Origin of the sequence: Pseudonocardia sp. CA-107938 (assembly GCF_050936315.1) — a bacterium.
Classification (GTDB): domain Bacteria; phylum Actinomycetota; class Actinomycetes; order Mycobacteriales; family Pseudonocardiaceae; genus Pseudonocardia.
The window spans coordinates 171,229-191,827 of sequence record NZ_JBNJNA010000002.1 but is presented as its reverse complement, the minus strand read 5'-3'; the positions used below and the strand labels follow the sequence as shown (position 1 = coordinate 191,827).

Below are 20,599 nucleotides of genomic sequence, written 5' to 3'. Positions count from 1 at the left end.
CGCCCGTTAGGGGGAAGCGGATCCTCCGTCAGGAGCGCGCGCAGGTGGCATCGGCTGCGGGCAGCTGCAGATCCACCAGGTACCGGACGACGATGTCGTCTGCGCAGGCGTTCTCACCCTGCAGGCTGATCGTGTGGCTGTCGTTATCGACGGTCAGGAGCCGCGCCCGCAGCTGCTGGGCGAGCGCCACCCCGTCCTCGTACGGGGTGGCGGGGTCGCCCGTCGAGGAGACGACGAGCGTGGTGGGCAGCCCGGGGGCGACGACCGGCCCGGACCTGCTGGTGGGCGGCACCGGCCAGAACGCGCACAGCTCCCGCGCCGGGGACGGGCCGAAGCCCGCGTCGGTGAACGGCGCGAGCTTCAACGACTCGGCGCTGATCTGGAGGGCGACGGCGGGATCGGTGACCGCCTCGGAGTCGACGCAGTTGATGGCCTGGAAGGCTTCGAGCAGGTTGGAGTAGTCCCCGCGCGGGGTGCGCTCGTAGTAGGAGTCGGCGAGCCGCAGCAGGTTCGCCCCGTTCCCGCTCGCCACCTGCGCGATCGCCCGCGCCAGGAAGCCCCACGCGGCCTCGGAGTAGAGGGCGGCGAACACGCCCGTCATGGCGTCCGAGTAGCCGAGCGTGCGGCCCGGCCCGGCCGGCACCGGATGCTGGATGAGTGGCTTGAGGATCTGCTGCAGCTTCGCCGACGCCTGCGCCGGATCGGTGCCGAGCGGGCAGCCCGCCTGGGCCGCGCAGGCCTTGGCGAAGTTGTCGAACGCGCGCTGGAAGCCGCGCGACTGCGTCACCCGTGACTCGACGGGCCCGAGCGCCGGGTTGACCGCCCCGTCGAGGACGAGCGCGCGCACGTCGGTCGGGAACTGCGCGGCGTACTCGGCGCCGATGTGGGTGCCGTAGGAGTACCCGACGTAGGTGAGCTTGTCGTCGCCGAGCACCCGGTGCGCGATGCGCAGGTCGCGGGCCACGTCGCGGGTGCCGACGTTCTCCAGCACGTCGAGGCCGACCCGCTGGGCGCAGCGCTGGGCGAAGTCCTTGTTCTCGGCCTCGGTCTGCGCCACCCCGGCCGGGGACGGGTCGAGGTCGAGGTCGGCGCGCTCGGCGTCGATCTCCGCGGTGGTGGAGCAGTCGATGGTCGGGGTGCTCCGGCCGACGCCGCGCGGGTCGAACCCGATCTGGTCGAACCGCCGGCCGATGGGGGTGGCGGCCACGTCGGAGGCGAAGCCGGGCAGGAACTCGACGCCCGAGCCACCGGGCCCGCCGGGGTCGGTGAACACGGTGCCGATGCGGTGCGCGGGGTCGCTCGCCTTCGCCCGCATCATCGCGATCCGCGCCTGCTTGCCGCCGGGCTGGGCGTAGTCCAGCGGGACCGCGAGGAACGCGCAGTCGAACCGCGGGTCCGCGAACGTGGCCCGCTCCTCGTCGGTGTCGGCGAGCGGCACGCAGGAACCCCAGGTCAGCTTCTGGGTGAGGTACGGCGCGAGTGCTGCGTCCTCGGGCGCCACGACGGGCACGGCCACCGGTCGCACCTGCGGCTCCGTCGTGGAGGACGGCACGACGAGCACCGCCACGGCCAGCACGCTCGACAGCAGGGCACGCCAGGGGATCCGCACGACCCGATCCTGCCCCGCCGGCACGATCCGTGGCAGCGCACTCGCCGACGCGCCCCCGAACGGCCGCGCGGGCTAACCCGCTCGGACGAACGGCGCAGAGAACGGCTCAGCGACGGCCGCGGCGGCGGCGCAGATCCTGCGGCGGGCCGTTCCGCGGCGCGGCCGCACGCAGCTCCGGGCGGCGCTCCGACTCGTCCCAGCGCGCGTACGCGTCGACGATGTCGGCCACCAGCCGGTGGCGCACCACGTCGGCCGAGGACAGCTCGGCGAAGTGGACGTCGTCGACGCCGAACAGGATGTCGCGGACCACCGACAGCCCCGACCGCGAGCCCCCGGGCAGGTCGACCTGCGTGACGTCGCCGGTGACGACGATCTTCGAGCCGAACCCGAGCCGGGTGAGGAACATCTTCATCTGCTCGGGCGTGGTGTTCTGCGCCTCGTCGAGGATGATGAAGGCGTCATTCAAGGTCCGACCACGCATATAAGCCAGCGGCGCCACCTCGATCGTGCCCGCCGCCATGAGCTTCGGGATCGACTCCGGGTCGAGCATGTCGTGCAGCGCGTCGTACAGCGGCCGCAGGTACGGGTCGATCTTCTCGAAGAGGGTGCCCGGCAGGTAGCCCAGCCGCTCCCCCGCCTCGACGGCGGGGCGGGTGAGGATGATCCGGTTGATCATCTTGGCCTGCAGCGCCTGCACCGCCTTCGCCATGGCGAGGTAGGTCTTGCCGGTGCCGGCGGGGCCGATGCCGAAGACGATCGTGTGCGCGTCGATCGCGTCGACGTAGCGCTTCTGGTTGAGCGTCTTGGGCCGGATGGTCTTGCCGCGCCGCGACAGGATGTCGAGCGAGAGCACCTCCGCCGGCGACTCCCCGATGCGGGCGCTCTCGTCGGCGTCGCCACCGGCGAGCATCTCGACGGTGCGCCGCACGGCGTCGACCGAGACGTGCTGGCCGCGCTCGGCGAGCGTGACGAGCTCGGTGAACACCCGCTCGGCGAACGCGACGTCGCCCGGTTCCCCGGTGAACGTGATCTCGTTGCCGCGGACGTGCACGTCGGCGTCGAGGAGATCCTCGGCAGCGCGCAGGCTCTCGTCGCGCGAACCCAGCAGCGCGAGCAGAGCGGCGTCCGGAACGGCCATGCGGGACTGGACGGATTCCGGTCGGGTCAAGGGTGGTGCGCCTGCTTCCGCTCTTCGAGGTACGGGACGCGGCGAGTTTACCGCTGTGCACCGACGGTTCCCCGCGATTTGTCCGTCGAATCCTGGTCCGACACCTGAGCGCGACGCGGCCCGGCGAGCCCGCCACCGGCGGCGACGAGCGGGAACGCCGTCGCCACGCCCAGCACCACGGTCGGCCCGAAGCCGGCGAGCAGCCCGGCGAGACCGGCCCCGAGCGCTTCCGCGGTGGTGCGCAGGCCGGCCGCGGTCGTGAAGACCTGCCCGCGCACGGCGGGCGGCGCGTAGGCCTGACGGGCGGTGAACATGGCGCCGACGAGCGGGCCTTGCGCGACCCCCGACAGCGCGAAGAGCACCCCGACGGCCACCACGTGCATCGGCAGGAGCGCCGCGACGGCGAGCGGCACCGCCGTGGCGATCTGCGAGAGGGCCAGCACCTGCAGGGCCCGGTCGGCGCCGGCCGGACGGATGGTCCACACGACCGAACCGACGAGCGCGCCGCCGGCCACCGCCGTGACCAGCCATCCGGCGGCGTCGCCGAACCCCGCGGCCTCTGCGACGAGCACGGCGGCGACGGGCAGCATGCCGGTCGGCACGTCGCCGACGGTCGTCGTGGCGGTCACCACGGAGAGTCCCCGCGACCGCGTGATCGCCGCCGCCCCGTCGCGCAGCCGGACGGGCGACCCGTCCGGCGCGCCCGACCGCATCGGCAGGCTCGCGACGACGACGGCACCCAGCACAGCGAGCGCGGCCAGCACGCCCGTGGCTGCTGCGGCCGACCACACGGCCGCGACCGCCGCCGCCAGCGCCGGACCGGCCAGCCCGGCGACGCCGTAGGTCGCGGAATCGACGCCGAACGCCCGCGGTAGCCGGTCGGGCGGCACGATCTCCCCGAGCCTGCTGGTCAGCCCGCCGGTGAGCAGTGGCCCGGAGCAGCCCGCCAGCAGCAGCGCGCCGGCCACCGCAGCGAGCGGCAGTGCCCCGGTCCCGACCGCGGCGACCGTCAGTGCACCGGCCAGCACGAGCGCGGCAGCAGCAGTGACCAGCTGCGGGCGCCGGGCCCGGTCGGACAGCAGCCCGGCGACGGGCGCGGCGACCACGTGCGGCACGAGCAGCGCCGCCACCAGCACACCGGCCGCGGCGGCACCACCGGCGCGCTCCACGGCGAGCAGGGTGAGCGCGACGCGAGCGCCCATGTCGGCCAGCCGGATGGCGAGTGCCGCGACGGCGTAGTGGACGAGTCGCATCTCGGGTCCCTTCGTCACCGGTTCAACGGGTGACATCTACCCTTGACCGCCGGATCGTCACCTGTCAAGCTGGTGACGAGATGTTCGACTTCATCGCCGACCACCCGGTGCTCGACTTCGTCGCCACCGTCTCCGAGCGCCGCACCCGGTACGCCGACAAGCTCGCCGGCCCGACCGAGCTCGACGCGTGGGTGCGGGAGTCCGGGCTGCGCCCCGGGCTATCACCGGTCGACGCGGCCGGGTTCGCGCGCGCCGTCGAGGTGCGCGAAGCGGCGTTCACGCTGATCAGCGCCGTGATCGACGGCGAACCGCTGGCACCCGATGCGCTCGCGGTCGTCAACGAGGCGGCTGCGCGACCGACCCCGTCCGTCGCACTGGGACCCGATCTCGCCGTCGAGCGCTCCGGCGACCTCGACGCCGTGCTCGCCGCACTGGCCCGCGACTGCGTCGAGCTGCTCGGGGGCCCGGACCGCGCGCTCCTGCACTGGTGCGCGGACGCGACGTGCACCCGCTCGTACGTCGACCGCTCGCGCGGCGCGCGGCGACGCTGGTGCGGGATGCGCGGCTGCGGAGACCGCGCGAAGGCGGCGGCCTACCGGCGCCGGCGCGCGGTCACCGGATGAGCTGGAGCACCTCGCGGAACCGCGGGTGCGTGCTGTCGCGCAGCCACTCGAACAGCACCATCTCCGTCGTCACGACCTCGACGCCGTTGCGCTGCAACCGCTCCAGCGCGACGGCCTTGTCGACCGCCTTCCGCGATCCGACGGCATCGGCCACGACGAGCACCCGGTGCCGGGCTGCGACGAGCCCCAACGCCGTCTGCAGCACGCAGACGTGCGCCTCCAGGCCCGCCAGCACGATCTCCGACGTGCGTGGGGGCAGCAACGTCGAGAACCCGGGATCGGACGTGGCCGCGAACGCGGTCTTCGCCAGCACGTGCTGCGGCAGCTCGGCCAGTTCCGGCACCGTCCGGCCGAGCCCGTCCGGGTACTGCTCGGTGGCGCAGGTCGGCACCTCCAGCAGGCGGGCCGCCTCGGCCAGCCGCACGGCGTTGGCGACGACGGCCGGCCCGTCCTCGATCGCCGGCGCGAGGCGCTGCTGGACGTCGACCAGCAGGAGCGCGGCGCCCGCGGCGGAGAGCAACACGTCGCGGAGCGTAGCGAGCCGGATGGCGGCGCCCCGCGCCGGTCGACCCAGTCGGGCGAATAGGCCATCTGGACGAGCCGATCATGGCGTTCGCTGCCACGATGCGCAGATGACCGATCATCCGCCCCACTTCCTCGCGTCGGCCCCCGCCGGGACGCCGCCGGCGCAGCGCGAGCGGGTCGCGGACGTCTGGTGCCGGCATGGCGTTCGCTGGCGCCACGAGACGGCCGGCTACCTGCCCGAACGCAACGACTCGGCACACCCCGACATCCCGTGCCTGGACGTCGGCGCGATCCCCGCGGAGTGCCAGCCGGTCACCGCGTTCGACCCCGCCGAGCACCCCAACGCGGGCCCGGTCGCCGTGGACGAGGTGCGGCGCGAGCTGGGGTATCGCCCGGCCCACGGGCCGGATCCGACCGGCATCTGAGCTCAGGCCAACAGGCGCTCTGCGGCGTCCCGGCAGGCCCGCCAGGCCGGCGTCGCAGGGTCGATGACCGCGAAGTGCTCCACGTCGCGCAGGGTCACCAGCTCGGCACCCGATGCCGCGGCGAAGCGCTCGCTCTGCCGGATCGGCACGTTGACGTCATCGGTCCCGTGCACGCACACCACCGGCACCCCGATCGGGATGCGGGCGATCGGCGAGCCGAGGGCGTACCGGTCCGGGACGGTGTCCGGGTCGCCGCCCATCAGGTTCTCGATCGCCCCGGAGCCGACGCCGTGCCGCGCGCCGTCGACGAGGTCGAGCACACCGGCCTGGCTGACCGCGCCGCGCAGGCGCACGACCGGCTCCGCGCCGGGCGCGCCGGCGGGCAGCCCCGGGCGGGCCGCGAGCCACGCGGCCAGGTGGCCACCGGCCGAGTGCCCGACGGCGACCACGCGGTCCGGGTCGAGCCGCCCGTCCGCCGCGGCGGCCACCGGGCCGGCCAGCGCGTCGACGGCGGCGGCGACGTCGTCGAAGGTGGCGGTCCAGCCACCGGCCTCGGCCGCTTCGCCACCGACCCGGCGGTACTCGACGTTCCACGCCGCCCAGCCGCGGGCGACGAGGTCGGCGGCCAGTGGGCGCCCCAGCTCTAACCCGTACGTCGAGCGCCAGAAGCCGCCGTGGATCACGACGACCGTGCCCGGGACCGGCGCCCCGCCGGCAGGCAGCGACAGCTCGCCGAAGTGGCTCCTGCCGGGGCCGTACGGGATCCGCAAGGGGCTCATACGGCGATCTTCGCAGGAACCAGGTACGACACGGAGCGTGGTGTACCGGATGCGAGCGAGAGGGATCGCCACGTCGCGGTGGGCGTGGGGGGACGGCCACCGCGACGTGGCTTCCGCCGGACGAGGGGGACTCCCCGGCGGCCCTACGGACTTGCGTCCGCAGCCCTCTCCCGAGCCCTGTGCAGGCCGGGAACGAGTAGACAGTACCGACCCCGGGCCGTCGCGGCAGCGTAGGTCACCCGTATGTCGGTGTCCGCTTCGGCGTGTCGTGCACGTGCACCCGGGCACGTGCAGCTGCACGCGCCGCTACGCTTGGTCATCATCAGTGCTCGGAGGACCGCATCCACCGGCGCCGACCTCCCGAGCGGCCGCGCCTGCGGTGCGACAGCCAGGTTGAGGGCTCAGCTGAGCGCTCACACGAGCAGACCTAACCCGTTGATCAGGTCCAGCGTCGCGTACGCACGCCGAGCGCCCCCAGAGCGACAGCGGCCGCGGTGGACGCCCGCAGCACCTCCGGGCCCAGGCGCACGGGACGCGCCCCGGCCGCCGTGAACCGGGCGAGCTCGTCGTCGGTGATCCCGCCCTCCGGGCCCACGACGAGCAGCAGCTCACCGGCGGCCGGCAGCTCGACGTCGGCGATGCCCGTCGTGGCCGACTCGTGCAGCACCAGCGCGCCCGCCGCGCCGGTCACCCGTCGCGCGAGCGCCTCCGTCGACACGGGCTCGGTGACCTCCGGCAGCCACGGCCGGCGCGCCTGCTTGGCCGCCTCCCGAACGGTGGTCCGCCAGCGGGCGAGCGCCTTCGCACCCCGCGGCCCGTCCTCCCAGCGGGCCACGCAGCGCGCAGCCCGCCACGGCAGGATCCCGTCCACCCCGGCCTCGGTGGCGAGCTCCACCGCCAGCTCGCCGCGATCGCCCTTGACCAGTGCCTGTGCCAGCAGCACGCGCGGCGCGGGCGGGTCCAGCACGGTCCGGTCGAGCACCCGGAGGTCCAGGTGGTCGCGCCCGGCGGTGGTGACGACGGCCCGCACGAGCCCACCGTGGCCGTCCGCGAGCTGCAGCTGCTCACCGGCCCGCAACCGGCGCACGGCAGCGGCGTGCCGCCCCTCCGGCCCGTCGAGCACGGCGTGCTCCCCGTCGGGGAGCGCGTCGACGAGGAACAGCGGCGCAGTGCTCACGGGCGGACGTCCAGCCTCAGCGGCTGAACCCCCGCAAGCGGGAGAAGAGTCCGTGCCCGTTGCGGCTGCCGGCCGCGAGATCGGGCTGCTCCTCACCGCGCAGCGCGGCGAGCTGCCGCAGCAGGTCGGTCTGCTTGGCGTCGAGCTTCGTGGGCACGGTGACGTCGACGTGCACCATGAGGTCGCCGAACCCGTCGACGCGGCCCGTGGAGCGCAGCCGCGGCATGCCCTTGCCGCGCAGGGTGCGCACGGTGCCGTGCTGGGTGCCGGGCTCGACGTGCAGCTCCTCCGTGCCGTCGAGCGTCGGCAGCGGGAGGGTGGCGCCGAGCGCGGCCGCGGTCATCGGCAGTTCGACCGTGCAGTGCAGGTCGGCGCCGTCGCGCGTGAACAGCTCGTGCGGCTCCTCCTCGACCTCCACGTACAGGTCGCCGGCCGGGCCACCGCCCGCGCCGACCTCGCCCTGGCCGGCCAGCCGCACCCGCATCCCGTCGGCCACGCCGGCCGGGATGCGCACCGCCACCGAGCGGCGCTGGCGCACGCGCCCGTCGCCGCCGCACTTGCGGCACGGGTCGGCGATGACCTCGCCGAACCCCCGGCACTTCGGGCACGGACGGGCCGTGACGACCTGGCCGAGGAACGAGCGCTGCACGCTCTGCACCTCGCCGCTGCCGTTGCAGATGTCGCAGGTGGACGTGTCGGTGCCGGGCGCGCAACCCGAACCGGAGCAGTCCGAGCACAGCACCGCCGTGTCGACCTGCAGGTCACGGGTGACGCCGGTGGCGCACTCCTCCAGCGTCAACCGCATGCGGATCAGCGCGTCGGCGCCCGGCTGCACCCGGCTGCGCGGCCCGCGACCGCGGCCGGCCTGGCCGCCGAAGAAGGCGTCCATGATGTCGCCGAAGCCGAACGCGCTGAACGGGTCCTGCCCGCCACCTGTGCCGCCGGCGCCGCCCATCGGGTCGCCGCCCAGGTCGACGATGCGCCGCTTCTCCGGGTCGGACAGCACCTCGTACGCCACGCTGACCTCGCGGAAGCGCTCCTGCGCGCCCGGATCGGGGTTGACGTCGGGGTGCAGCTCGCGGGCGAGTCGCCGGTAGGCCCGCTTGATCTCGTCGGGTCCGGCGTCCGATGCCACGCCCAGCGTCGCGTAGTAGTCCCGTGCCACGTGCGTGTTCCCCATGATCCTTCTCGCTCGGTACTGCCCCGGCCGACACAGTTAGCGCCCGGCCAGGATCTCACCCACATATCGCGCGACGGCATGCACCGCCGCGATGGAGCCCGGGTAGTCCATCCTCGTCGGGCCGACGACGCCCATGCCGCCGACCACCGTGCCAGGCCCGTAACCGATCGAGATGACCGAGGTGCTCCGGAGGTCCTCCGACTCGTTCTCCTCTCCGATGCGGACGGTGACGGTGCCCGGGTCCTGCGCCGATGCCAACAGCTTGAGCACCACGACCTGTTCCTCGAGCGCCTCCAGCACCTGCCGAAGCGAACCCGGGAAGTCGGCCGCGCTGCGCGTGAGGTTGCCGGTACCGCCGAGGACGAGCCGCTCCTCGGGGTGCTCGACCAGGGTCTGGATGAGCACGGTGGAGACGGCCGTCAGCACCTCGCGCAGGGAGGCGGGCCCGGTGGTGGGCAGCTCCGCCACCGCAGCGGACGCGGCCGCCAGCTGCCGCCCGGTCAGTGCCCCGTTGACCAGGGTGCGCACCTGCGCCACGTCGTCGTCGGAGAGCACCTGGCCGAGGTCGACGACGCGCTGGTCGACGCGGCCGCTGTCGGTGATCAGCACGAGCATCAGCCGCGCCGGCGTGAGCGCCACGACCTCGCAGTGCCGCACCGTCGAGCGGGTGAGCGTGGGGTACTGCACCACCGCGACCTGGCGGGTCAGCTGCGCGAGCAGCCGCACGCTGCGGCGCAGCACGTCGTCGAGGTCGACGGCGCCGTCGAGGAAGCTCTGCACGGCCCGTCGCTCGGCGGCCGACAACGGCTTGACCTGCGCCAACCGGTCGACGAACAGGCGGTAGCCCTTGTCGGTGGGCACGCGGCCGGCACTGGTGTGCGGCTGGGCGATGAGCCCGTCCTCCTCCAGGACGGCCATGTCGTTGCGCACCGTGGCGCTCGAGACGCCGAGGTTGTGCCGATCGACGATCATCTTGGAGCCCACCGGCTCCTGGGTCGCCACGTAGTCGGCGACGATCGCGCGCAGGACGGCGAAGCGGCGTTCGTCGGCGTTCAACCAGCCCTCCCTGTGCATGTACGTGTGTTCATTCTACGGGCTGGGAACGGGTGCGGGTCGGCGTGCAGGATGTGTCGGTGCAGATCCGCAGGCCGACGCTCGACGCCATCGCCGCCGGTTCGGTCACTGCGCTGTTCCGACGCTGGGAGAAGCCGCGGGTGCGGCCCGGCGGCACCCAGCGCACGCCCGTCGGGGTGCTGGAGTTCACGACGGTGGAGCCGGTGGCGGTGTCGCGGCTCACCGCGGCCGATGCGCGGGCCGGCGGCTTCCCGACCGTCGCGGCGCTGCGGGCGGCGCAGGTCGGCGAGGGCCGGCTCTACCGGATCGGCGTGCGGCTGGCCGGCGCCGATCCGCGGGTGGCGCTGCGCGAACGGGCCGAGATCACCGACGAGGAGCGGGCCGAGATCGCGGCCCGGCTGGCGCGGCTCGACGCGGCGTCGCGACGCGGCCCCTGGACGTCGACGGTGCTGCACCTGATCGCCGAGAACCCCGCCGTGCGGGCCCCCGACCTGGCGGCCGGGCTGGGGCTGGAGACGCTCCCGTTCAAGCGGGACGTGCGGAAGCTCAAGGAGCTTGGCCTGACCGAGAGCCTGGAGGTCGGGTACCGGCTCTCGCCGCGCGGGCAGGCGTACCTGCGATGACCGAGATGGATCCCGAGGAGTGGCTGCTCCTGGACGAGCCGAGCGGCCCGGCCTGCGCGGAGTGCGGCTACCGCGACCCCATCGCGTGCGCGCTGACGTGCCCGAGCTGCGACGCCCGCCGCCTGCCGGAATGACGGGGGACGGCCGCCGGTTGCAGCGGTCATGAGCGAGCCGACGCTCGTGCTGCACGAGGTGCTGGCCGCGGCCGGCGCCCGCTCCGGGCGCTGCGACCGGATCGCCGGCACACCGGTGCCGCGGACGCTCGTGCCGGTGGCGGCCGTCGTCGGCACCGTGGCGCGGCCCGGGCAGTTCGACCGCGGGTTCCGGCCGCTCACCACCCGTGCGGCGCAGCGGATCGCGGACCTGCCCGCGGCAGGGCTGCCACCGGTGCGGTTGGTGCGGGTCGGGGCGCTGCTGTTCGTCGAGGACGGTCACCACCGCGTCGCGGCGGCCGTCGCCCGCGGGCAGTCGACGGTGACTGCGGCGATCCGCACTACCTGCACGGTGGCCGCAGTGCCGCACGGACTGCGCGCCACCGACCTGCCGCTCCTCGCCGCCGAACGCGACTTCCTGCGCGCCGTCCCGTTGCCGGACGCGGCCACGCCCCACCTGCGCCTCCCGTCCGCCGCGGCCTACGCGGAGCTCGCCGAGCGGGCGCAGCGCTGGTGGGGCGGCCCGCTGGACGCCGCGGCCGCGGCGGCGTGGTGGGAGCTGGACGTCCGCGCCCGGCCGGGCGTCACGACGGCGGCGGAATACCTGGCGTCCTGAGGCGCGGCCGGCCTAGTACGGCCGGGGAGCCTGCGTTGATCATGGGCAAACCGTTGCTTGCTGATCTTCGAGGGCCACGTTTTGCCCATGATCGACCCACCAGGGTCAGGCCGGCACCGCCGTGAGCAGGTCCCGCACCACCGCGTCCGCGAGGAGCCGGCCCCGCCTCGTCAGCACCACCGCGTCGCCGGAACGGACGAGCAGCCCGTCGGCGACCGCCCTTCCGGCCACCGCGCGCGCGGCGTCGTCCAGCAGCGCGAGCGGCAGGCCCGACGAGAGCCGCAGCCGCAGCATGACGCGCTCGGTGTGCCGCTCCTCCGCCGTGAGCTGCTCGCGGCCGGCCTCCGGCGCCTCTCCGGCGGCCAACATCGCCGCGTACCGGGCCGGGTGCTTCACGTTCCACCACCGCTGCCCGGCCACGTGCGAGTGCGCGCCGGGGCCGACGCCCCACCAGTCGCCGTCGAGCCAGTAGCCGAGGTTGTGCCGGCACTCCGCCGCCGGGTCGCTCGCCCAGTTCGACACCTCGTACCAGCGCAGACCCGCCTCGGCGAGCCGGTCGTCGATCATCTCGTAGCGGGCGGCGGCCACGTCGTCGTCCGGCGCCGGGAGCTCGCCGCGGGCCACCCGACGGGCCAGCGCCGTCCCGTCCTCGACGATCAGCGCGTACGCCGAGACGTGGTCGACCCCGGCCTCCAGCACGGCGTCGAGCGAGGCCCGCAGGTCGTCGTCGGTCTCACCCGGGGTCGCGTAGATCAGGTCGAGGTTGACGTGCGCGAGCCCGGCGGCGCGGGCCTCCCGCGCGGCGGCCACCGCGCGTCCGGGGGTGTGCCGGCGGTCCAGCACGGCCAACACGTGCGGCGCCGCGGACTGCATGCCCAGCGACACCCGCGTGAACCCGCCCTCGACGAGCCCCGCGAAGAACTCCGGCGACGTCGACTCCGGGTTGGACTCCGTCGTCACCTCCGCCCCGTCGGCCAGCCCGAACCGGCCGCGGATCTCGTCCAGCACAGCCGCCAGCCGCTCCGGGCCCAGCAGCGACGGGGTGCCACCGCCCACGAAGACGGTGTCGACCGGCCGCTCCCCCACCGTCGCGACGGCCCGGTCGAGCTCCCGGCACACCGCCGCGAACCACCCGTCCGGCGACGCGCCGGACCCGGCCAGCTCCGACGCGGTGTAGGTGTTGAAGTCGCAGTAGCCGCACCGCGCCGCGCAGAACGGCACGTGGACGTAGATCCCGAACGGCACGGTCGTCCAGGCTACGCCGCCCCGCGAGTCGTGGTTTCCGCGCCGGCGAGTCGTGGTTCTGGTGACCCCGAGTTGCGGATCCGGGATGTCCGGAATCCGCATCTCGCCCTCGTGATCTCCGCGACTCGCCGACGCAGGAACCACGACTCGCCCGCGCGAGAACCGCGACTCGCGGGAGGTGCGGTCAGGCCTCGGGGGCGGGGAGGCCGCGCTCTGCGTGCTCCTCGCTCGCGCGCAGCACCTGCACCTGGTCGCCGACCTGCAGGTGGTCGAACCACGCCTTCGCGTCCTCCAGGGGCAGCTTCACGCAGCCGCTGGAGAACGTGTCGGGCTGGCCGGCGTGGAAGGCGATGCCACCGTCGTTGAAGAAGACGGCGTACGGCATCGGGTCGGGCACGCCGTCCGTGGACGACTCGGAGCTGACCCGGTCCTTGTCCTTCAGGTAGACGCGCAGCGAGTGCCCGGGCGGGGTGGGCCTGTCCTTCGCCCCCAGCCCGACCGCGACGGGTCCGCGCACGATCGCGCCGTCCTGGAACAGCCAGGCCCGGCCGGAGTCGAGGTCGACGCAGGCACGGGCGGTCGCGGTGCACGGCGTCCCGTCGACCAGCGGGAGCGCCTGGTGCGCCTGCGCAGCGGAGCTGGGCGCCGCCGGTTCGGCGATCGCCTGCCCGCCGATCAAGGTGGCGGCAGCCGCCACCGCCACGATGCCTGCCCCGGTGATGACCCGTCGCACCACGATCGCCCGTCCCTCCACGTTCCCTGCGTCCGAACTGTCAGACGTCGGTGAATCGCGAAGGTTGCCTGCAATGTCCGGTTTCCGGCGTGTCACGCCAGCGGCGCACCCCAGGCGTCCAGGTAGGTGAGCTCCTCGACGGCCTGGCGGCGAGGCGGGCGGAAGTCGTCGACGGTGGTGTACGCGACGGGCAGCAGGCCGACCTGCGTGACGTCGTCGGGGATGCCCAGCACCTGCGCGGCCTCGCGCTCGCGTTCCAGGTGGTAGGTGGTGAGCGTCGAGCCGAGCCCACGGGCGCGCAGCGCGAGCTGGAAGCTCCACACGGCCGGGAAGATGCCGCCGTAGAAGACGGACTGGGCGGCGTTGCCCTCCGGCGGCCGGCCGACCATGCACGGGATCACGAGCACCGGCACCTGCTCGATGACGTCGACGAGGTGCTGTCCCGACGCCCACCCGCTCGGTGTCGCGGTCGCCGCCCGCGCCGCCATGTACGGCTCGCCGACCTCGCGGAACAGCGCCCCGATCGCGGTGCGGCGCTCCTGGTCGCGCACCACGAGCCAGCGCCACATCTGCTCGGCGCCGGCCGTGGGCGCGCGCACGGCGAGCCGCAGGCACTCCAGCAGCACCTCGTCGGGGACGGGCCGGTCGAGGTCGAGCTTGCGCCGCACCGCGGGCGTGGTGGCCAGGAGGTGGTCCGTGACCTCCAGGTGCTCGGTGAGCCGCATCAGCGGACCATCCTGAGGTACGGGTCGCGGTCGGTGACGCAGTAGAACCAGCCCGTCGGGTCGGCCAGCACGGTCCACCGGTCGGTGCGCTGCACGACGCGCGCGCCGAGCCGCTCGTGCCGCGCCACCTCGGCCGCGCGGTCGGTGGTGGCGAGGTCGAGGTGCGCGGTGACGGCGTCCTGGTCGTCCTCGAGGCGCTGCAGCAGGAAGCGCACCGGCTGCTCGGGGGGCCGGCGCAGGCGGCCGAACTCGTTGGACGGCGTCGGGCGGGTGAGCGTCCAGCCGGTCAGCCGGTTCCAGAACGTCACCTCGGCGTCGTAGAGGCGGGGCGGGATGTCGAGGCAGAGCTGGTCGACGATGCTCGCGTGCCCGCCCGGCCACCGAACGGGCTCGGCCCGGCGCAGCTCCGCCGACGGCACCAGGCAGAACGTCAGGCCACCCGGCGAGGTCAGCACCGCGTAGGGCATCCCGGCGGGACGCTCGACGAGCTTCGCGCCGAGCTCCTCGGCGACCGGCACCGCGGCGTCGACGTCGGCCACGTGCACGTCGACGTGCAGACGGGTCTCGCCGGAGCCGAGCCGCTGCACCCGCAGGTGCCCGTCGCCCTCCGGCGGCTGGAGCGTGACGAACTCGTCGTCGGCACCCCGCGTCGCCGACACCGCGTAGCCGGTGACGTCGCGCCAGAACGCGAGTCCGCGCTGGTGGGCGTCGGGTTCGAAGTCGATGAACAAGGTGGTCCAGGTCGGGGTCGCAGCGTGCACGGGTGTGACGCTACCCACGATCAACCGTGTGAAGCTGCTCCCAGCATGCGGACACCGATGGATCGCTGACCGGACAGATGGCACTCTGGTGGGCATGACGCTGCCGGACCCGCTGCTGCTCGTGGCGCGCCGGCACGTCGATCTCCTCCGCGTGAACAGCGCGCTCTGTCTGCACGGCTGACCTCCCGCCGGCCCGCACGTCCCCACCACCGGCGCCGGAGTGTGCCGTGGGCATGCTTCCGCGCGCCGCGACACCGGAGGCACGACCTTGCCCCCCAGCACCCCCGTCAAGCGCAAGCGCGGCGAAGGCCAGTGGAAGCTCGGCCACCGCGAGCCGCTCAACCCGAACGAGCGGACCAAGAAGGACGACAACGGGCTGAACGTCCGGGCGCGGATCGAGAACACCTACGCCAAGCGCGGGTTCGACTCGATCGACCCGGCCGACCTCCGCGGGCGCATGCGCTGGTGGGGGCTGTACACCCAGCGCCGGCCCGGCATCGAGGGCGGCCGCACCGCCGTGCTGGAGCCCGAGGAGCTCGACGACCGCTACTTCATGCTGCGCGTCCGGCTCGACGGCGGCGCGCTCACCACCGAGCAGCTGCGCGCGCTCGGCGAGATCAGCCAGACCTACGCCCGCGACACCGCCGACATCACCGACCGGCAGAACATCCAGTACCACTGGATCGAGATCGAGTCGATGCCGGCGATCTGGAAGCGGCTCGAGAGCCTCGGCATGATCACGACGGAGGCCTGCGGCGACACCCCGCGCGTCATCCTCGGCTCGCCCGTCGCCGGCATCTCGTCGGACGAGGTGCTCGACCCGCGGCCCGCCATCGACACGATCCTCGAGCGCTACATCGGCAACCCCGCGTTCTCCAACCTGCCGCGCAAGTTCAAGACGGCGATCTCCTGGCAGCAGGACATCGCGCACGAGGTCAACGACATCTCGTTCATCGGCGTCGAGCACCCGGAACACGGGCCGGGCTTCGACCTGTGGGTCGGCGGCGGCCTCTCGACCAACCCGAAGATCGCGCAGCGGCTCGGCACGTGGGTGCCGCTGGACGAGGTCCCGGACGTCTGGGAAGGCGTCATCTCGATCTTCCGCGACTACGGCTACCGGCGCCTGCGCCACCGCGCGCGGATCAAGTTCCTCGTCGCCGACTGGGGCGTGGAGAAGTTCCGCCAGGTCCTGGAGGACGAGTACCTGGGCCGCAAGCTGATCGACGGGCCCGCGCCCGCGACGCCGGAACGGCCGATCGACCACGTCGGCGTCCACAAGCAGAAGGACGGGCGCAACTACATCGGCGTCGCGCCGGCGTCGGGCCGGGTCTCGGGCACCACGCTCGTCGAGCTCGCCGACGTCGTCGAGGCGGCCGGGTCGGGCCGGGTGCGGCTCACCCCGCAGCAGAAGATCGTCGTGCTGGACGTGCCGGACCGGAAGGTCGCGTGGCTGGTCGGCGAGATGAACAAGCTCGGCCTGCAGGCCGAGCCGTCGCCGTGGCGGCGCTCGACGATGGCGTGCACCGGCATCGAGTTCTGCAAGCTCGCGATCGTCGAGACGAAGGAGCGGGCGATCCGGCTGGTCGAGGACCTGGAGAAGCGGCTCGCCGACATCACGCCGGACGCACCCATCTCCATCCACCTCAACGGCTGCCCCAACGCGTGCGCGCGCACCCAGGTGGCCGACATCGGGCTCAAGGGCCAGATCGTCACCGACGCCGACGGCGAGCAGGTCGAGGGCTTCCAGGTGCACCTCGGCGGTGGCCTGGGGCTCGACGCCGGGTTCGGCCGGAAGCTGCGCGGGCTGAAGGTCACCAGCGCCGAGCTGGGCGACTACGTCGAGCGGGTCGTGCGCCGGTTCGTCGAGCAGCGCACGGACGGCGAGCGGTTCGCGCAGTGGGTGCTGCGGGCGGACGAGGACAGCCTCAAATGAGCGAGCGCGCCGTCCCGTTCTACTGCCCGTACTGCGGGGACGAGGACCTGCGGCCCTCGGAGGCAGGGCACGGCGCCTGGTACTGCGCCGCCTGCCTGCGGACCTTCACCTTGAAGATGCTCGGGATCGGAGTTCCCTCATGAGCCTGGCAACGAAGACGGACCTGCGGGAGCTGGCCGCGCGCGGCGCGGAGCAGCTCGGGCCCGACGCCACCGCTGAGGCCGTGCTGGCCTGGGCTGCGGGCACGTTCGACAAGCTGATCGTCGCGTCGAACATGCAGGACGCGGTGCTCGTCGACCTGGCGGCCAAGGCGGCGCCGGGCGTCGAGGTGCTGTTCCTGGAGACCGGCTACCACTTCGCGGAGACGATCGGCACCCGCGACGCCGTCGAGCACGTCTACGACATCACGCTGGTGAACGCGACGCCGAAGCGGAGCGTCGCCGAGCAGGACGCGGAGTTCGGCAAGGACCTGTTCGCGCGCGACCCGAACCTGTGCTGCGCGATGCGCAAGGTCGAGCCGCTGACCGAGACCCTCGCCAAGTACGACGCGTGGGTCACGGGCGTGCGCCGCGTCGAGGCTCCGACCAGGGCGAACACCCCTTTGATCACGTATGACGAGAAGTTCGACCTCGTCAAGATCAACCCGATCGCCGCCTGGAGCGACGACGACATGGAGCACTACATCGCCGAGCACGGGATCCTGGTGAACCCGCTGGTCGGCGAGGGCTACCCGTCGATCGGGTGCGCACCGTGCACGGCCAAGCCGGCGCCGGGGGCGGATCCGCGGTCCGGCCGCTGGGCCGGCACCGGCAAGATCGAGTGCGGGTTGCACGTCCAATGAGTGCTCACCTCACCCACCCCGGCCCTCCTTCGTCGGGCCTTCCGTCCCCCGGTGTGGTGGACGCGCTCGACGCGCTCGAATCCGAGGCCATCCACATCTTCCGCGAGGTGGCGGGCGAGTTCGACCGCCCGGTGATCCTCTTCTCCGGCGGCAAGGACTCCACGCTGCTGGTGCACCTGGCGGTGAAGGCGTTCGCGCCGGCGCCGGTGCCGTTCCCGCTGCTGCACGTCGACACCGGGCACAACTACCCCGAGGTCATCGACTTCCGAGACCGGCTCGTCGAACGGCTGGGCCTGCGCCTGGAGGTCGCGCACGTCCAGGACTGGATCGACGACGGGCGGCTCACCGAGCGTCCCGACGGCACCCGCAACCCGTTGCAGACCGTCCCGCTGCTGGACTCGATCGTCGAGCACCGCTTCGACGCCGTGTTCGGCGGCGGCCGTCGCGACGAGGAACGGGCCCGCGCCAAGGAACGCATCATGAGCCTGCGCGACGCGTTCGGTCGCTGGGACCCGCGCTCGCAGCGCCCCGAGCTGTGGAACCTCTACAACGGCCGGCACGCGCCCGGCGAGCACGTGCGGGTCTTCCCGATCTCCAACTGGACCGAGCTCGACGTCTGGCGCTACATCCAGCGTGAACGGATCGAGCTGCCGTCGATCTACTTCGCCCACCGTCGCGAGGTGTTCCGCCGCGACGGGATGTGGCTGGCCGAGGGTCCGTGGGGCGGGCCGCGCGGCACCGAGGAGCTGCAGGAGCTGTCGGTGCGCTACCGCACCGTCGGCGACGGGTCGTGCACGGGCGCCGTGGAGAGCACCGCGACCACCATCGACGAGATCATCGCCGAGGTCACGGCGTCGCGGCTGACCGAACGAGGCGCCACCCGCGCCGACGACCGCCTCTCGGAGGCGGCCATGGAGGACCGGAAGCGCGAGGGCTATTTCTGACATGAAGGACCTGCTGAGGTTCGCCACCGCCGGCTCCGTCGACGACGGCAAGTCGACGCTCGTCGGGCGGCTGCTCTACGACACCAAGTCGGTGCTGGCCGACCAGATCGAGGCCGTCACCCGGGCGTCCGTCGACAAGGGCCTCTCGACGCCGGACCTGTCGCTGCTGGTCGACGGCCTGCGCGCCGAACGCGAGCAGGGCATCACCATCGACGTCGCGTACCGGTACTTCTCCACGCCGACCCGCGAGTTCGTGCTCGCCGACACCCCCGGGCACGTCCAGTACACGCGCAACACCGTCACCGGCGCGTCCACCGCGGAGCTCGCGGTGCTGCTCGTCGACGCCCGGTACGGCGTGGTGGAGCAGACCCGGCGGCACGCCGCCGTGCTCGCCCTGCTGCGGGTGCCGCGGCTGGTGCTGGCCATCAACAAGATCGACCTCGTCGACTACGACGAGGCCGTGCTCACCGCGATCGGCAAGGACTTCGCCGGGCTGGCGCGCTCCCTCGGTTTCCCCGACGAGGCCGTCACCACGATCCCGGTGTCGGCTCTGGTCGGCGACAACGTCGTCGAGCGGTCCGAGCGCACCCCGTGGTACGAGGGGCCGACGCTGCTCGGGCACCTGGAGTCCGTGCCCGTCACCGGGCCCGAGGTGGACGCGCCGTTCCGGCTGCCCGTGCAGTACGTGATCAGGGACCACGCCACCGACTACCGCGGCTACGCCGGACAGGTCGCGGCCGGCACGGTCGCGCCCGGCGACGCGGTCGTCGTCCTGCCCGCCGGCATCCCGACCACGGTGACCTCGGTCGACACCGCCGACGGGCCGCTGGACGCCGCCGGCGCCGGCCGGTCGATCACCGTGCGGCTCGCCGACGACATCGACATCTCCCGCGGCGACCTGATCGCGGCGGCCGCGGACGCCCCGGGCGTCACCAGCGAGCTGGACGCCACCCTGTGCTGGCTCGCCGACAAGCCGCTGCGCCCCGGCGCCCGGATGCTGCTCAAGCACGGCACCCGCACCACGCAGGTCATCGTGGGTGCGCTCGGCGAGAAGCTCGACACCGACACCGTCGCCTGGGTGGACGGCACGGAGCAGCTCGGCATCAACGACATCGCCCGCGTCGCACTGCGGACCGCCGACCAGCTGCCCGTCGACGCGTACGCGGCGATCCGCGCCACCGGGAGCTTCCTGCTCATCGACCCGCCGACGGGCAACACGCTGGCCGCCGGGCTCGTCGGCCAGCCGCTGCAGGTCGCATGACAGCGCTCGTCGGGGTCGCGCACGGCAGCCGCGACCCGCGCTCGGCGGCCACGGTCGCCGCGCTGATGGACGTGGTGCGCGAGCGGCACCCCGGCCTCGACGTGCGCACCGCGTTCCTCGACCTGTCCGCGCCGCGGCTGCGCGACGTGCTGGGCGGCGTCGGGGAGGCGGTGGTGGTGCCGCTCCTGCTCGGACACGCCTTCCACGCCCGCGTCGACGTGCCCGGGGAGGTCGCGCGCGCCGGCCGCCCCGGCGTGCTCGTCGCCGACGTGCTGGGGCCGGCCGTCGAGGCGGCCGCGCTCGACCGCCTCGCCGCGGCCGTCGGGTCGCTCGACGACCCCGAGCTGGGCGTCGTCGTGGCCGGCGTCGGCTCGTCGCACGCACCCGCCAACGCCGTCGTCGCCTCGGTCGCGGCCGGCTGGCAGCGGCGCTTCGGATGGTCCGGTGCACGCGCCGCGTTCGCCACCGCGGAGCCGTCGGTCACGGACGCGATCACCCGGCTGCGTGCCCGTGGGGCGCGCCGCGTCGCCGTCGCGCAGTGGGTGCTGGCGCCCGGGCTGCTCCCCGACCGCATCGCCTGCGCCGCGGAGGCCGCGGGCGCCGTGCTGGCCGAGCCGCTGGGCGCCCATCCGTCGGTCGCGGACCTGGTGGTCGCCCGCTACACGGAGGCGCTGACCCGGAGCGCAGGAGCCCGCGCCGCAGTCTGACCCCGCCCGCCCCGCGAGTCTCGCTGCCACCATCTCGGCCGCCAGGCGCGGACGTCACTGCAGGAGCACGCAGGGCGCGGGCCCCTTGCAGGGGATCGAGACAGCGCGCGGGGTTTCCCGGATCTGCTGGTTCAGCGGCCTCGGCGGCGTTCCTGGAAACGACGTCTCGTCAGGGCCGCTGATGCGGGGCTCACTCCGGGCATCTCCTGATATGACCGGACGGTGCGCGCGCCTACGCTCGCGGC

General features: G+C 73.8%; 24 protein-coding genes. 12 read left to right on the top strand and 12 right to left on the bottom strand.

Annotated features, from left to right (window positions below; all coding sequences use genetic code 11):
* Nucleotides 1-28: 28 nt before the first annotated feature.
* From ACQEVB_RS33760 to ACQEVB_RS33750, 3 genes are all read right to left on the bottom strand, one after another.
* Nucleotides 29-1,609: an alpha/beta hydrolase gene (locus ACQEVB_RS33760; RefSeq protein WP_432981372.1), complete on the bottom strand. Its 1,581-nt coding sequence runs from the start codon at nucleotides 1,607-1,609 to the stop codon at nucleotides 29-31.
* A gap of 106 nt (nucleotides 1,610-1,715) precedes the next feature.
* Nucleotides 1,716-2,747 (bottom strand): PhoH family protein, encoded by a 1,032-nt coding sequence (locus ACQEVB_RS33755; protein ID WP_432981369.1) that lies wholly within the window; start codon nucleotides 2,745-2,747, stop codon nucleotides 1,716-1,718.
* Nucleotides 2,748-2,824: 77 nt separating this feature from the next.
* The gene (locus tag ACQEVB_RS33750) at nucleotides 2,825-4,030 is read right to left on the bottom strand and encodes an MFS transporter (protein ID WP_432981366.1); all 1,206 of its coding nucleotides are present in this window, start codon (nucleotides 4,028-4,030) and stop codon (nucleotides 2,825-2,827) included.
* Nucleotides 4,031-4,110: 80 nt separating this feature from the next.
* Between ACQEVB_RS33750 and ACQEVB_RS33745 the strand changes: the two genes are divergently transcribed.
* On the top strand, nucleotides 4,111-4,653 hold the full coding sequence (locus ACQEVB_RS33745; protein WP_432981363.1) for a CGNR zinc finger domain-containing protein: 543 nt from the start codon (nucleotides 4,111-4,113) through the stop codon (nucleotides 4,651-4,653).
* On the opposite strand, the gene ACQEVB_RS33740 is transcribed toward ACQEVB_RS33745, so the two are convergent.
* Nucleotides 4,643-5,176, bottom strand: coding sequence for an isochorismatase family protein (locus tag ACQEVB_RS33740; protein ID WP_432981360.1), 534 nt, complete (start codon nucleotides 5,174-5,176; stop codon nucleotides 4,643-4,645). The genes ACQEVB_RS33745 and ACQEVB_RS33740 overlap by 11 nt on opposite strands.
* A gap of 109 nt (nucleotides 5,177-5,285) precedes the next feature.
* Between ACQEVB_RS33740 and ACQEVB_RS33735 the strand changes: the two genes are divergently transcribed.
* Nucleotides 5,286-5,603 (top strand): hypothetical protein, encoded by a 318-nt coding sequence (locus ACQEVB_RS33735; RefSeq protein WP_432981357.1) that lies wholly within the window; start codon nucleotides 5,286-5,288, stop codon nucleotides 5,601-5,603.
* Between the two features lie 2 nt (nucleotides 5,604-5,605).
* Here ACQEVB_RS33735 and ACQEVB_RS33730 read toward each other — a convergent pair whose 3' ends face one another.
* From ACQEVB_RS33730 to hrcA, 4 genes are all read right to left on the bottom strand, one after another.
* Entirely contained in the window at nucleotides 5,606-6,382 is a 777-nt protein-coding gene (locus ACQEVB_RS33730; RefSeq protein ID WP_432981354.1) for an alpha/beta hydrolase family protein, read from the bottom strand.
* A gap of 439 nt (nucleotides 6,383-6,821) precedes the next feature.
* Entirely contained in the window at nucleotides 6,822-7,559 is a 738-nt protein-coding gene (locus ACQEVB_RS33725) for a 16S rRNA (uracil(1498)-N(3))-methyltransferase (RefSeq protein WP_432981351.1), read from the bottom strand.
* A gap of 16 nt (nucleotides 7,560-7,575) precedes the next feature.
* Nucleotides 7,576-8,724: a molecular chaperone DnaJ gene (gene dnaJ, locus ACQEVB_RS33720; RefSeq protein ID WP_432985423.1), complete on the bottom strand. Its 1,149-nt coding sequence runs from the start codon at nucleotides 8,722-8,724 to the stop codon at nucleotides 7,576-7,578.
* Nucleotides 8,725-8,775: 51 nt separating this feature from the next.
* Entirely contained in the window at nucleotides 8,776-9,813 is a 1,038-nt protein-coding gene (hrcA, locus tag ACQEVB_RS33715) for a heat-inducible transcriptional repressor HrcA (protein WP_432981348.1), read from the bottom strand.
* Nucleotides 9,814-9,872: 59 nt separating this feature from the next.
* Here hrcA and ACQEVB_RS33710 point away from each other — a divergent pair, with 59 nt between their 5' ends.
* The 3 genes from ACQEVB_RS33710 to ACQEVB_RS33700 are packed head-to-tail and all read left to right on the top strand — an operon-like array spanning nucleotide 9,873 to nucleotide 11,204.
* Nucleotides 9,873-10,436 (top strand): hypothetical protein, encoded by a 564-nt coding sequence (locus tag ACQEVB_RS33710; protein ID WP_432981345.1) that lies wholly within the window; start codon nucleotides 9,873-9,875, stop codon nucleotides 10,434-10,436.
* The gene (locus ACQEVB_RS33705) at nucleotides 10,433-10,570 is read left to right on the top strand and encodes a hypothetical protein (RefSeq protein ID WP_432981342.1); all 138 of its coding nucleotides are present in this window, start codon (nucleotides 10,433-10,435) and stop codon (nucleotides 10,568-10,570) included. The genes ACQEVB_RS33710 and ACQEVB_RS33705 overlap by 4 nt, the downstream gene beginning before the upstream one ends.
* A 28-nt stretch (nucleotides 10,571-10,598) precedes the next feature.
* Entirely contained in the window at nucleotides 10,599-11,204 is a 606-nt protein-coding gene (locus ACQEVB_RS33700) for a hypothetical protein (RefSeq protein ID WP_432981339.1), read from the top strand.
* A gap of 105 nt (nucleotides 11,205-11,309) precedes the next feature.
* Here the strand turns inward: ACQEVB_RS33700 and hemW are convergent, their stop codons facing one another.
* From hemW to ACQEVB_RS33680, 4 genes are all read right to left on the bottom strand, one after another.
* The gene (gene hemW / locus ACQEVB_RS33695) at nucleotides 11,310-12,449 is read right to left on the bottom strand and encodes a radical SAM family heme chaperone HemW (RefSeq protein ID WP_432981336.1); all 1,140 of its coding nucleotides are present in this window, start codon (nucleotides 12,447-12,449) and stop codon (nucleotides 11,310-11,312) included.
* 184 nt (nucleotides 12,450-12,633) lie between these two features.
* Nucleotides 12,634-13,203 carry a L,D-transpeptidase gene (locus ACQEVB_RS33690; RefSeq protein ID WP_432981333.1) on the bottom strand — a complete coding sequence of 190 codons (570 nt, stop codon included), beginning with the start codon at nucleotides 13,201-13,203 and terminating at the stop codon, nucleotides 12,634-12,636.
* 71 nt (nucleotides 13,204-13,274) lie between these two features.
* Entirely contained in the window at nucleotides 13,275-13,907 is a 633-nt protein-coding gene (locus tag ACQEVB_RS33685; RefSeq protein WP_432981330.1) for a nitroreductase family protein, read from the bottom strand.
* Nucleotides 13,907-14,668 carry a VOC family protein gene (locus ACQEVB_RS33680; protein WP_432981327.1) on the bottom strand — a complete coding sequence of 254 codons (762 nt, stop codon included), beginning with the start codon at nucleotides 14,666-14,668 and terminating at the stop codon, nucleotides 13,907-13,909. The genes ACQEVB_RS33685 and ACQEVB_RS33680 overlap by 1 nt, the downstream gene beginning before the upstream one ends.
* A 94-nt stretch (nucleotides 14,669-14,762) precedes the next feature.
* Here ACQEVB_RS33680 and ACQEVB_RS33675 point away from each other — a divergent pair, with 94 nt between their 5' ends.
* The 7 genes from ACQEVB_RS33675 to ACQEVB_RS33645 all read left to right on the top strand — a co-directional run bounded on the left by ACQEVB_RS33675 (nucleotide 14,763) and on the right by ACQEVB_RS33645 (nucleotide 20,354).
* Nucleotides 14,763-14,849 (top strand): putative leader peptide, encoded by an 87-nt coding sequence (locus ACQEVB_RS33675; RefSeq protein ID WP_432985420.1) that lies wholly within the window; start codon nucleotides 14,763-14,765, stop codon nucleotides 14,847-14,849.
* Nucleotides 14,850-14,936: 87 nt separating this feature from the next.
* Nucleotides 14,937-16,601 (top strand): nitrite/sulfite reductase, encoded by a 1,665-nt coding sequence (locus ACQEVB_RS33670; protein WP_432981324.1) that lies wholly within the window; start codon nucleotides 14,937-14,939, stop codon nucleotides 16,599-16,601.
* Nucleotides 16,598-16,744: an Insertion element protein gene (locus ACQEVB_RS33665; RefSeq protein WP_432981321.1), complete on the top strand. Its 147-nt coding sequence runs from the start codon at nucleotides 16,598-16,600 to the stop codon at nucleotides 16,742-16,744. The genes ACQEVB_RS33670 and ACQEVB_RS33665 overlap by 4 nt, the downstream gene beginning before the upstream one ends.
* On the top strand, nucleotides 16,741-17,442 hold the full coding sequence (locus ACQEVB_RS33660) for a phosphoadenylyl-sulfate reductase (protein ID WP_432981318.1): 702 nt from the start codon (nucleotides 16,741-16,743) through the stop codon (nucleotides 17,440-17,442). The genes ACQEVB_RS33665 and ACQEVB_RS33660 overlap by 4 nt, the downstream gene beginning before the upstream one ends.
* Nucleotides 17,439-18,386: a sulfate adenylyltransferase subunit CysD gene (gene cysD, locus ACQEVB_RS33655; protein ID WP_432981315.1), complete on the top strand. Its 948-nt coding sequence runs from the start codon at nucleotides 17,439-17,441 to the stop codon at nucleotides 18,384-18,386. The genes ACQEVB_RS33660 and cysD overlap by 4 nt, the downstream gene beginning before the upstream one ends.
* 1 nt (nucleotide 18,387) lies before the next feature.
* Nucleotides 18,388-19,647, top strand: a complete 1,260-nt coding sequence (locus ACQEVB_RS33650; protein WP_432981312.1) for a sulfate adenylyltransferase subunit 1 — start codon at nucleotides 18,388-18,390, stop codon at nucleotides 19,645-19,647.
* Nucleotides 19,644-20,354: a sirohydrochlorin chelatase gene (locus tag ACQEVB_RS33645; protein ID WP_432981309.1), complete on the top strand. Its 711-nt coding sequence runs from the start codon at nucleotides 19,644-19,646 to the stop codon at nucleotides 20,352-20,354. Before ACQEVB_RS33650 ends, ACQEVB_RS33645 begins: the two co-directional genes overlap by 4 nt.
* The last annotated feature ends 245 nt before the right edge of the window (nucleotides 20,355-20,599 follow it).

Coding starts and splice junctions, on each gene's coding strand:
- ACQEVB_RS33750 (WP_432981366.1), bottom strand. CDS start 4,030: ATGCGACTCGTCCACTACGCCGTCGCGGCACTCGCCATCCGGCTGGCC.
- ACQEVB_RS33650 (WP_432981312.1), top strand. CDS start 18,388: ATGAAGGACCTGCTGAGGTTCGCCACCGCCGGCTCCGTCGACGACGGC.
- ACQEVB_RS33700 (WP_432981339.1), top strand. CDS start 10,599: ATGAGCGAGCCGACGCTCGTGCTGCACGAGGTGCTGGCCGCGGCCGGC.
- ACQEVB_RS33685 (WP_432981330.1), bottom strand. CDS start 13,907: ATGCGGCTCACCGAGCACCTGGAGGTCACGGACCACCTCCTGGCCACC.
- ACQEVB_RS33665 (WP_432981321.1), top strand. CDS start 16,598: ATGAGCGAGCGCGCCGTCCCGTTCTACTGCCCGTACTGCGGGGACGAG.
- ACQEVB_RS33735 (WP_432981357.1), top strand. CDS start 5,286: ATGACCGATCATCCGCCCCACTTCCTCGCGTCGGCCCCCGCCGGGACG.
- ACQEVB_RS33705 (WP_432981342.1), top strand. CDS start 10,433: ATGACCGAGATGGATCCCGAGGAGTGGCTGCTCCTGGACGAGCCGAGC.
- cysD (WP_432981315.1), top strand. CDS start 17,439: ATGAGTGCTCACCTCACCCACCCCGGCCCTCCTTCGTCGGGCCTTCCG.
- ACQEVB_RS33660 (WP_432981318.1), top strand. CDS start 16,741: ATGAGCCTGGCAACGAAGACGGACCTGCGGGAGCTGGCCGCGCGCGGC.
- ACQEVB_RS33675 (WP_432985420.1), top strand. CDS start 14,763: ATGACGCTGCCGGACCCGCTGCTGCTCGTGGCGCGCCGGCACGTCGAT.
- ACQEVB_RS33730 (WP_432981354.1), bottom strand. CDS start 6,382: ATGAGCCCCTTGCGGATCCCGTACGGCCCCGGCAGGAGCCACTTCGGC.
- ACQEVB_RS33745 (WP_432981363.1), top strand. CDS start 4,111: ATGTTCGACTTCATCGCCGACCACCCGGTGCTCGACTTCGTCGCCACC.
- hrcA (WP_432981348.1), bottom strand. CDS start 9,813: ATGCACAGGGAGGGCTGGTTGAACGCCGACGAACGCCGCTTCGCCGTC.
- ACQEVB_RS33755 (WP_432981369.1), bottom strand. CDS start 2,747: ATGGCCGTTCCGGACGCCGCTCTGCTCGCGCTGCTGGGTTCGCGCGAC.
- ACQEVB_RS33645 (WP_432981309.1), top strand. CDS start 19,644: ATGACAGCGCTCGTCGGGGTCGCGCACGGCAGCCGCGACCCGCGCTCG.